This is a genomic window from Nocardia sp. NPDC052254 (assembly GCF_040679495.1).
Classification (GTDB): Bacteria; Actinomycetota; Actinomycetes; order Mycobacteriales; family Mycobacteriaceae; genus Nocardia.
In genome coordinates this window covers 1-10,033 of record NZ_JBFAUW010000030.1, presented here as the reverse complement: position 1 = coordinate 10,033, position 10,033 = coordinate 1, and the positions used below count along the sequence as shown (strand labels likewise).

The window sequence follows — 10,033 nt, the reverse complement described above, 5'->3', positions numbered from 1 at the left end:
CTTCCCCCGTCGGCAGGGTCAAGGTGACATCCTGCCAAATTCGCTGGGACCCGAAAGATTTCGTGACACCTTCGGTCCTGACCTCGACGCCCACGCCGACCTCCATAATTCTTCTGACGAGCGCCAATGGGCGCGTCACCGGTATTCAGCGCGGTGTGACGCGTCACACTGGGGTGCGGTCACTGTATCGCATGCCGCTGGTGCAGGACACCCTACCTGACTGGTCGGTAGAAATGTCGCTGGTGATGGGCTCGCTCGCGACGTCGGCCGCGATTCGCCAGGAAATATATGAAAAGGGCGGCCCCGCAATGGGACCGCCCTTTTCCGCGCAGAATTACCGCAATTACTTGACGGAGACCTTCGCGCCGGCCTCTTCGAGCTTGGTCTTGGCGGCCTCGGCGGCATCCTTGGCGACCTTCTCCAGGATCGGCTTCGGGGCACCCTCGACCAGGTCCTTGGCTTCCTTCAGGCCCAGGCCGGAGACGATCTCGCGCACGACCTTGATGACCTGGATCTTCTTGTCGCCGGCACCCTCGAGGATGACGTCGAACTCGTCCTGCTCCTCAGCGGCCTCGGCCGGAGCGGCAGCGCCACCGACGGCGGCGACGGCGACCGGAGCGGCAGCGGTGACCTCGAACTTCTCCTCGAACTTCTTGACGAAGTCCGACAGCTCCAGCAGGGTCATTCCGCCGATGGTCTCGAGCAGTTCGTCCACGTTGGCCATGGTGTTTCCTTTCGGTGGTTCATCCCGTCGGTCGTACACGCCCGAGGCGGGAAGAGAGTTTCTGGTTGATGTGCGGCACACAGCGAAGGAATCGCCGCGGTGCCTCGAGCGAAGGATTCGCCGCGGTGCCTATTCGGCGGCTTCGCCGCCCTCGGCGCGCTTCTTGTCTTCCAACGCGGCGAACAGGCGGACGACCTGGCCGGCAGGCGCGGCGAACAGGCCGGCCGCCTTGTGCAGGTTGCCCTTCATGGCGCCGGCCAGCTTGGCCAGCAGCACCTCGCGCGACTCCAGGTCGGCGATGCGCTCGACCTCGGAGACCGACAGCGCGGCGCCGTCCATGTAGCCGCCCTTGATGACCAGCGCCTTGTTGTCCTTGGCGAAGGTCTTGAGGGCCTTGGCGGCGTCGACCGGCTCACCCGTGATGAAGGTGATGGCGGTCGGACCGACGAACAAGTCATCCAGGCCTTCGACGCCCGCCTCGGCGGCCGCACGCTTGACCAGGGTGTTCTTGGCGACGGAGTAGGTGGCACTGCTACCGAGTGCACGACGCAGCTGCGTCAGGTTGCCGACCGACAGACCACGGTATTCCGTGATCACGGTGGCCGTAGCGCTCTTGAACTGCTCAGTGATCTCCGCGACCGCGGTGACCTTCTCGGACTTTGCCATACTTCGCCTCCTCTCTGGATGGTCGGTTCTGCGATGAACTACCGACTCCGGAGGGCGTCCGGCGACAAAGCTAACGCCCCGGTCGCAGAGCGAACCCGGGGCGTACGAGAAACTCGGCGCGAACAATGGCTCACGCGGTCCCTGACCTCGGCTCTCCCTGCGTGGGCCGCCGGCAATATCGCCGGACCTTCGACTGCCTGACGGCAGCCACCAACGGTCTTCGGTAGAACGATTGGGGGTGATCGCCAAACTGGCTGACGACCGCTGTTCAGAATAGCGGACCCGCAGCTGGAAACCAAAACGGGGGGAAGACACCGAATCCCGACAGCTCGTCACCCCCGAGCAGCACCCTACGAGACGTCACACCGGCGGTTTCGGCCCGCCTCGATTGTGGACTGACGGAGGGAAGGAGCGCAGCGACTGACCGGAGGAGGGAAAAATCGAGGCACAAGGGGCCGAAACCCGCGTCGGCGAAGCCGACGCAGATGATTCAGCCCACATGGAAAGAGCCGGTAGGGATTTCCCTACCGGCTCTTTCACTGTGGAATACCTACGCCGTTACGCGTCCTCTTCGGTGAGGTTGCGGGTGCGGTTCGGGTCCACCGGGATGCCCGGTCCGGTGTTCGTCGAAATCGTCACCTTCTTGACGTAGCGACCCTTGGCGGTCGACGGCTTCACACGCAGGATCTCCTCCAGCGCGGCGCCGTAGTTCTCGACCAGCTTCGTATCGTCGAAGGACGCCTTGCCGATCACGAAGTGCAGATTGGCCTGCTTGTCGACGCGGAAGTTGATCTTGCCGCCCTTGATGTCGTTGACGGCCTTGGTCACATCGGTGGTGACCGTACCCGTCTTCGGGTTCGGCATCAGACCGCGCGGGCCCAGGACACGCGCGATACGGCCGACCTTGGCCATCTGATCCGGGGTGGCGATCGCGGCGTCGAAGTCCAGCCAGCCGCCCTGGATGCGCTCGATCAGATCCTCCGCGCCCACCGCATCGGCGCCGGCAGCTTCAGCCTCCGCGGCCTTCTCACCGGCCGCGAACACGATGACGCGAGCGGTCTTACCGGTGCCGTGCGGCAGATTGACGGTGCCGCGCACCATCTGGTCGGCCTTACGGGGATCGACGCCGAGACGAACGGCGACCTCGACGGTCGCGTCGGTCTTCTTGGTCGAGGTCTCCTTGGCCAGTCGAGCGGCCGACAGCGGGGAGTAGAGCGCATCGCGGTCGACCTTGGCGGCCGCCTCGAGATAAGCCTTGCTTCGTTTTGCCATGTTGTGTCTGTCCTGTTCGTGAAGTCAGAAGTGGTTGTCGGGACTGGCCGTCCCTCCCACCGAATGGATCGAATACCGAGCCGACGGTCGCTGCGCGACTAGTCGGCGACGGTGATGCCCATCGAGCGAGCGGTGCCGGCGATGATCTTCGCGGCCTGCTCGATGTCGTTGGCGTTCAGGTCTTCCTGCTTGGTCTTGGCGATCTCACGGACCTGGTCCATGGTGACCGTGGCGACCTTGTTGCGGTGCGGCTCGGCGGAGCCCTTCTGCACACCGGCGGCCTTGAGCAGCAGCCGGGCGGCCGGCGGAGTCTTCAGCTTGAAGTCGAACGAGCGGTCCTCGTAGACCGTGATCTCGACCGGGATGACGTTGCCGCGCTGCGACTCGGTCGCGGCGTTGTACGCCTTGCAGAACTCCATGATGTTGACGCCGTGCTGACCCAGCGCGGGGCCTACCGGCGGAGCCGGGTTGGCCGCACCGGCCTGGATCTGGAGCTTGATGAGCCCGGCGACCTTCTTCTTCTTGGGGGGCATCTTTCTTTCCTTGGTCTAGGTTCCTTACGGAATTCCGTAAGCCTGTCCCGGGGTGTGCAACCCCGGAAATCTCAGATCTTCGCGACCTGCGTGAACGCCAGCTCGACCGGGGTCTCACGGCCGAAGATCGACACCAGCACCTTGAGCTTCTGCTGTTCGGCGTTGACCTCGGAGATGCTGGCGGGCAGCGTCGCGAACGGGCCGTCCATGACGGTGACCGATTCGCCGACCTCGAAGTCGACCTCGATGGACGGCTTGGCGACGGTCTCGGTGACGGTCTCGGATGAGCCAGCGCCGGCACCTGCCGCAGCGGCCGGCTTCTTCTGCTGCTGATCGGCCGGGACCAGGAACTTGACCACGTCGTTGATCGTCAGCGGCGACGGGCGCGAAGTCGCGCCGACGAAACCGGTGACGCCGGGGGTGTTGCGGACCGCGCCCCACGACTCGTCGTTGAGGTCCATCCGCACCAGGATGTAGCCCGGCAGCACCTTGCGCTGCACGTTCTTGCGCTGGCCGTTCTTGATCTCGGTGACCTGCTCGGTCGGGACCTCGACCTGGAAGATGTAGTCCTCGAGGCCCAGGTTCTGCACACGGGTCTCGAGGTTGGTCTTCACCTTGTTCTCGTACCCGGCGTAGGAGTGGATCACGTACCAGTCACCGGGGGCGCGCCGCAGCGCGGCCTTCATTTCGGCGACCGGATCGGAAGGCTCGTCCGCGGCGGCCGGCTCGGCGGCTGCCACGTCATCGGAGGACGCCTCGGCACCGTCCGAGACGGTCGCCTCGTCGGCGGTCGTCTCGGCCGCCTCGTCGTCGACCGGGAACTCGTCGGTTGTGCCGTTCTCCGGGGTGCTCACTGGGCACTCGCTTCCTGTGTCGTCACGTACATCCACTGCGCGCCGGAGGTGAATCCGGCGGATGGTTCCGTCCTCGCGCGGCGGGGACGGTGCAGGGCCTTCGGCCGCTCCGCAGGCTCTGCTCCGGCGCACACCGGCCAACTAGCCGAACAGCCAGTTGACACCCTTGATGAACGCCACGTCCAACCCGCTGATGAACGCGACCATGAAGACCACGAACACCAGGACAACGCTTGTATAGGTGACCATCTGCTTGCGGTTGGGCCAGATCACCTTGCGCAGTTCCGCAATGACTTCCCGCAGGAACTTCACCAGGCGCTTGAAGGGATTGCCCCGACCACTGCCGGCGTTCTTCTTCCCCGCCGACTTCTTGGACGCCTTACGCGATGCCGAGTCCGAACCCGATCCCTCACCACGATCGATCGTGGCCAGGGAGCCGGTGTCGTCCGAGGAGGATCCACCGCGAGCCCGGCGAGACGACCGCTTACCACTCGGCCGGCTGACCGCAGCGGTGTCATCGTCATCGGCGGCATGCGCGCCGTGGCGAATGTCCCGCTCGTCGCTCACGTGTACCCTCTCTCGTCGCTGGCATCCAGTGCAGGGGCGACAGGACTTGAACCTGCAACCTGCGGTTTTGGAGACCGCTGCTCTGCCAATTGAGCTACGCCCCTTCGGCTGGACTCATGTCCTCGTCCAGCACGATGGTTTATTCAGTTGTGCAATCCGAGGCCACACAACACGCGCGCCACTCCATCGGTTGCCGGCCCCGGCGGTCACCCGCCTGGAACCAGCCCCTTCAGAGCAGCGCGCAGTGGCTGGCGACCCCAGAAAACCGAGTGTACGTTACCGCCCCTGCGGATAGCCAATCGGGCCGACCGCGGTCCATCATGCCAGCTGCACCGTCGCCGTCGCACGTCCGAAGATCTTGCGGCCACCGGATTTGGCGACGATCGCGACGACCGCGGTGCGGTTCTCCGGATCGACCGATTTGACCTTGCCGGTGTACTCGACCTCGGCCGGCTCGTCATTGGGGACGTAGACCGGACTGGTGAAGCGGACGTTGTATTCCTTGACAGCGCCCGGATCTCCGAGCCAGGAGGTGACGAATCCGCCGCCCAGGCCCATCGTCAGCATGCCGTGCGCCACCACGTTGTCCAGACCGGCGAGCTCGACGACCTCGTCGCTCCAGTGGATCGGGTTGGCGTCACCGGAGACGCCGGCGTAGTTCACCAGATCACCACGGGTCAGCTTCACGATGCGGGTCGGCAGTGCGTCACCGGCCGCCACGTCATCGAACGAGCGGGTGCGGCTGCCGACGGTGACCTCGGGCACGGTGGTGACCGGGACCGGCGGCGGACCGGCCGGCGCCTCGACCCGCGGGCGATGCTCGGGCGCCTCACCCATGCCGTGCATGAGGATGTTGCGCACGGCGTCGGCGATATTGGGATCGACGTCACCGCCGCTGCGGCCGACAAGAGTGGTGTAGGTGGTGAGGACCAGTTCGTCGTTCTGCGCCGTGACGATGTTCTTGGTGACGATGATGTCGCCACCGAAGGCCTGCCGGAACGAGTGCAGGTACACATCGCAGGTGAGCTGGTCGCCGACCCGGATGGGACGGTGGAACTCCAGGATCTGGTCGGTCTGCATGATCTGGCTGAGGTCGTAACCGGTGACGACCTGCTCGAACAGCTTGCGCTGGGCCAGGATGCCGACCAGGGAGATGAAGGTCACCGGTGCGATCAGGCCCTCGTGGCCGTATTCCTGCGCGGCGCTCTCGTCCCAGTGGACCGGGTGGTAATCCTGGACGGCTCGCGCGTACTCGCGCACCTTCTCCCGGCCGACCTCGTAGTAGTCGTCGACGCGGTAGTGATGGCCGACCATCGCGGCGGCGTGGGCAGACGGATCGAACGGTTCGTTCTCGGCGTCCACCGGTTCGGTACTGATATTGCTTGTCACGGAAGTTGGGTCCCTATCCGACTCCGCTACCGGGAGTCTGCGGAGCGTGAAACTACCGCATGTACAGCAAATGCCGGAGCAGGTCGGGAAACCAGCTCCGGCATGGGGTGCTGCAGATGTCGGCTGGTGCCACGGAAGCCCAGGGAGGTCATCGATGAACCTCCCTGTATCCGGACGCCGACTACGCGCGCGGCAGCATGCACGCGAGGAAATCTAGCGAGATTCGCGGTGCGCCCGGTGGGTGCCGCAGTTCGGGCAGAACTTCTTCAGCTCCAGACGATCCGGGTCGTTGCGCCGGTTCTTCTTGGTGATGTAGTTGCGATGCTTGCACTGCTCGCAGGCCAAGGTGATCTTTGGCCGGACATCGGTGGACTTCGCGGCCACGATATGCCTTCTTTCGGGTCAACCTGACGGGGTATCAGTTTTGTAGCGATGGCCGGACTTGAACCGGCGACACAACGATTATGAGTCGTTTGCTCTACCGACTGAGCTACACCGCCATAGGGTCGGCTTGCGATGGCGCCTGGGCCCTGGAGATGCCGTCGGTCACCACCGGCAATCCGGCGAGCCCCCTAACGGAATCGAACCGTTGACCTTTTCCTTACCATGGAAACGCTCTGCCGACTGAGCTAAGGGGGCATGGCTACATTCGCTCCGAGCCGGAATGTTCGAACCCGGGGCGCTGAAGCCTTGAACGAGGTTACACACTACACGTAAGAGTTACCAAACCGGCAGCTCAGAGCTGTATTTTTGGCCTTCGCTTCGCTTCGGCGGGGTTTCGGCTGTATTTTCTGCGTCGGCTCCGCCGACGCGGGGTTTCGGCCCTCTGGGCCTCGATTCTTCCCTTCTCCGCTCCTCCGCTTCGCTCCCCCGCTCCGGCAGTCCAGAATCGAGGCGGGCCGAAACCCACCCGGGGGGATCATCCCGTGAGGTGCTGGTCGTTGGGGGCGTGGGGGGGTGGAGAGTCGTGGACTTGCCTTGGTCCATCCTCGAACGCGAAGAGGGCCCTTTCCGTATGGAAAGGGCCCTCTTCGAGTGGCGGATGAAGGATTTGAACCTCCGAAGCTTGCGCGGCTGATTTACAGTCAGCTCCCTTTGGCCGCTCGGGCAATCCGCCTTGCACGCTGTGTCAGCGCGTAGAGAGAATACAACGATCAGGGCGCCCGGATGCAAATTGGCTGGCCAGCGGGGTGCTTCTGCTCCGGCGAGGGTGTCGGGGTAGAAAGTCCCTACCGGAATACCGGGTGGATATGTGAGCCGTCAGACAGGAGTGCAGCGTGGCCGATTCGTCGTTCGATGTCGTCAGCAAGGTCGACCGGCAGGAGGTCGACAATGCCCTCAACCAGGCTGCCAAGGAGCTGAACACGCGCTACGACTTCCGCGGTACGGGTGCGGGTATCGAGTGGTCGGGCGAGGAGAAGATCGTGCTGACAGCCGAGTCCGAGGAGCGGGTGCAGGCCGCCCTCGAGGTGTTCAAGGAGAAGTTGATCCGCCGCGACATCTCATTGAAGGCATTCGAATCCGGTGAGCCGGCGGCCTCGGGCAAGACTTACAAGATCACCGGCACGCTGATCCAGGGGATATCCCAGGAAAATGCGAAGAAGATCACCAAGAAGATCCGTGATGAAGGCCCCAAAGGCGTGAAGGCGCAGATCCAGGGCGACGAACTCCGCGTCAGCAGCAAGAAGCGCGACGACCTACAGGCCGTCATCGCCCTGCTCAAAGGCGCGGATCTGGATCTTGCGCTGCAATTCGTGAACTACCGCTAGCGGTAGTTCCGCGGGCCCCCGGCCATGCTTTCCAGGCGCTCGATGCGCTCGCCCATCGGGGGGTGGGTGGAGAACCAGCGAGCCATCTTGTCGCCGGCCCGGAACGGATTGGCGATCATCAGATGCGATTGGGCGGTGAGCTGGGGCTCCGGTGGCAACGGGGCGGCCTGGGTGCCGCGCTCGAGTTTGCGCAGCGCCGAGGCCAGGGCCAGAGGATCTCCGGTGAGTTCGGCACCGTCCTGGTCGGCCTGGTACTCGCGGGACCGCGAGACGGCGAGCTTGATCAGTGTGGCGGCGATGGGGCCGAGCAGCGAGACCAGCAGGATGCCGATGATGTTCGGCCCCTCACCGTCGCGGTTGCCACCACCGAACATGCTCGCGAAGAAAGCCAGGTTGGCCAGGCCGGAGATCACGGCGGCGAGCGCGCCGGCCACCGAGGAGATCAGGATGTCGCGGTTGTAGACATGCGACAGTTCGTGCCCCAGGACCGCGCGTAACTCCCGCTCGTCGAGGATCTGCAGGATGCCACTGGTGCAGCAGACCGCGGCGTGACGCGGATTGCGGCCGGTGGCGAAGGCATTGGGGGCAGCGGTCGGGCTGATGTAGAGCCGCGGCATGGGCTGGCGCGCGGTGGTCGCCAATTCACGCACGATCTTGTACATGACCGGCGCTTCGAGTTCGGATACGGGCTGCGCGTGCATGGCCCGCAGGGCCAGCTTGTCGCTGCTGAAATAGGCGTAGGCGTTCATGCCCACGGCCAGCAGGATCGCGATGATCAGAATCGTGGGGTTGCGGAACATCGCACCTGCGAACACGATCAGTGCCGACAGGCCGACCATCAGCCCGAAGGTCTTCAAACCGTTCGCGTAACCATGCATGTCAAATCAACGAATGGTGACCACTCCGGGTTCCGGGATCGATGTGATCATCCGCGCCTGTGCGACATCGATCACAACCGCAGGAATCGGCCGCCACGACCGGTCCCGCGACGCTCAGCCCACGCGTTCGATGGTGTAGCGGACCAGATGTTCCAACGCGTCGTTGGCGGGCCCCTGCGGCAGGGCCGACAGTTCGGCGTGCGCGATATCGGCGTAACCCTGCAGTTTCTGCTTGGCCAGCGCCATCCCCCGCGAACGCGACAGCAGGTCCAGCGCCTCGACGACCTCCTCGTCGGACTGCAGGGGGTGCGCAAGCAGGGTGCGCAGGCGGTCACCCTCGGCGCCCTCGTCACGCAGGGCGTAGAGCACCGGCAGGGTGTGCACGCCCTCGCGCAGATCGGTGCCGGGCGTCTTACCGGACTGCTCGGATACCGAGGAGATGTCGATGATGTCGTCGGAGATCTGGAAGGCGGTGCCGACCGCGTCACCGAGACGAGCCAGTCGTTCGACATCCTCGAGACTCGCGCCGGAGAAGGTACCGCCGAACCGGCCGGAGGCCGCGATCAGCGATCCGGTCTTCTCCCACACCACCCGAAGGTAATGTTCGACAGGATCCTGAGACTGCTTGGCGCCCAACGTTTCCCGCATCTGGCCGGTCACCAGTTCGGCGAAGGTCTCGGCGATGATGCGTACCGCGTCCGGTCCGAGAGTGGACACCAGCCGAGACGCGTGCGCGAACAGATAATCGCCCGACAGGATGGCGATGCTGTTACCCCAGCGCGAGTTCACACTGGGGGCACCGCGGCGCATGGATGCCTCGTCCATGACGTCGTCGTGATACAGGGTGGCGAGGTGGACCAGTTCGACGACGGTGCCGGCGGTGATCAGATCGGGGTCGGTGGGTCGGGGGCCCAGCTGTCCGGTGAGGATCGTGAACAGCGGGCGGAACCGCTTACCGCCCGCCCGGGCCAGGTGCAGTGCGGCTTCCAGCAGGAAATCCTCGCCATCGGACAGCTCACTGACCAGTAACTTCTCCACCTCTTCGAGCCCGTCGCGGACGGTCGCCGCGAGCTCGGTATCGCCGAGATCGACTCCGGCAACCACGGTGCTCTCATCGCTCAGAGCCGATGCGCTCATGTCTTCTCCCAATGCCGCGTCCGTCCCCACACCGAAGAACCTAGCGTGTCGGCTCCGGGGCCCCCATGAACACCGTCACAGTATCTTTGGCCTCCGCTTCGCTGCGGCGGGGTTTCGGCTGTATTTTCTGCGTCGGCTCCGCCGACGCGGGGGTTTCGGCCCTCTGGGCCTCGATTCTTCCCTTCTCCGCTCCTCCGCTTCGCTCCCCCGCTCCGGCAGTCCAGAATCGAGGCGGGCCGAAACC

Annotated in this window: 11 protein-coding genes, 4 tRNA genes and 1 pseudogene; 1 reads left to right on the top strand and 15 read right to left on the bottom strand. The window is 64.6% G+C overall.

The window, feature by feature from the left end:
* The 13 genes and pseudogenes from AB0L57_RS32785 to AB0L57_RS32725 all read right to left on the bottom strand — a co-directional run.
* Positions 1-106, bottom strand: a pseudogene (locus tag AB0L57_RS32785) (ABC transporter ATP-binding protein); the annotation flags it as partial.
* Between the two features lie 237 nt (positions 107-343).
* On the bottom strand, positions 344-724 hold the full coding sequence (gene rplL, locus AB0L57_RS32780; RefSeq protein WP_025353006.1) for a 50S ribosomal protein L7/L12: 381 nt from the start codon (positions 722-724) through the stop codon (positions 344-346).
* 129 nt (positions 725-853) lie between these two features.
* A complete protein-coding gene (gene rplJ / locus AB0L57_RS32775; RefSeq protein WP_364970731.1) occupies positions 854-1,390 on the bottom strand; it encodes a 50S ribosomal protein L10 in 537 nt (178 codons plus the stop codon).
* Positions 1,391-1,948: 558 nt separating this feature from the next.
* Positions 1,949-2,662, bottom strand: coding sequence for a 50S ribosomal protein L1 (gene rplA / locus AB0L57_RS32770; protein WP_364970729.1), 714 nt, complete (start codon positions 2,660-2,662; stop codon positions 1,949-1,951).
* 98 nt (positions 2,663-2,760) lie between these two features.
* The gene (rplK, locus tag AB0L57_RS32765; protein ID WP_364970727.1) at positions 2,761-3,195 is read right to left on the bottom strand and encodes a 50S ribosomal protein L11; all 435 of its coding nucleotides are present in this window, start codon (positions 3,193-3,195) and stop codon (positions 2,761-2,763) included.
* Positions 3,196-3,266: 71 nt separating this feature from the next.
* Positions 3,267-4,049 carry a transcription termination/antitermination protein NusG gene (gene nusG / locus AB0L57_RS32760; protein WP_364970725.1) on the bottom strand — a complete coding sequence of 261 codons (783 nt, stop codon included), beginning with the start codon at positions 4,047-4,049 and terminating at the stop codon, positions 3,267-3,269.
* A 141-nt stretch (positions 4,050-4,190) separates the two neighbouring features.
* Positions 4,191-4,616: a preprotein translocase subunit SecE gene (secE, locus tag AB0L57_RS32755; protein WP_364970723.1), complete on the bottom strand. Its 426-nt coding sequence runs from the start codon at positions 4,614-4,616 to the stop codon at positions 4,191-4,193.
* A 31-nt stretch (positions 4,617-4,647) separates the two neighbouring features.
* A tRNA-Trp gene (locus AB0L57_RS32750) sits at positions 4,648-4,720 on the bottom strand.
* Positions 4,721-4,934: 214 nt separating this feature from the next.
* The gene (locus tag AB0L57_RS32745; protein WP_364970732.1) at positions 4,935-5,930 is read right to left on the bottom strand and encodes a fused (3R)-hydroxyacyl-ACP dehydratase subunits HadA/HadB; all 996 of its coding nucleotides are present in this window, start codon (positions 5,928-5,930) and stop codon (positions 4,935-4,937) included.
* Between the two features lie 288 nt (positions 5,931-6,218).
* Positions 6,219-6,389, bottom strand: a complete 171-nt coding sequence (gene rpmG, locus AB0L57_RS32740; protein WP_011211653.1) for a 50S ribosomal protein L33 — start codon at positions 6,387-6,389, stop codon at positions 6,219-6,221.
* A gap of 43 nt (positions 6,390-6,432) precedes the next feature.
* Positions 6,433-6,505: transfer RNA gene (locus AB0L57_RS32735), tRNA-Met, on the bottom strand.
* Positions 6,506-6,571: 66 nt separating this feature from the next.
* Positions 6,572-6,644, bottom strand: a tRNA-Thr gene (locus AB0L57_RS32730).
* Positions 6,645-7,041: 397 nt separating this feature from the next.
* A tRNA-Tyr gene (locus AB0L57_RS32725) sits at positions 7,042-7,122 on the bottom strand.
* Between the two features lie 160 nt (positions 7,123-7,282).
* Between AB0L57_RS32725 and AB0L57_RS32720 the strand changes: the two genes are divergently transcribed.
* A complete protein-coding gene (locus tag AB0L57_RS32720) occupies positions 7,283-7,774 on the top strand; it encodes a YajQ family cyclic di-GMP-binding protein (protein ID WP_364970721.1) in 492 nt (163 codons plus the stop codon).
* Here the strand turns inward: AB0L57_RS32720 and htpX are convergent.
* Both htpX and AB0L57_RS32710 read right to left on the bottom strand, forming a co-directional pair.
* Positions 7,771-8,652: a zinc metalloprotease HtpX gene (gene htpX / locus AB0L57_RS32715; protein ID WP_364970718.1), complete on the bottom strand. Its 882-nt coding sequence runs from the start codon at positions 8,650-8,652 to the stop codon at positions 7,771-7,773. The genes AB0L57_RS32720 and htpX overlap by 4 nt on opposite strands.
* A gap of 114 nt (positions 8,653-8,766) precedes the next feature.
* Positions 8,767-9,789 (bottom strand): polyprenyl synthetase family protein, encoded by a 1,023-nt coding sequence (locus tag AB0L57_RS32710; protein WP_364970715.1) that lies wholly within the window; start codon positions 9,787-9,789, stop codon positions 8,767-8,769.
* Between the last annotated feature and the right edge of the window lie 244 nt (positions 9,790-10,033).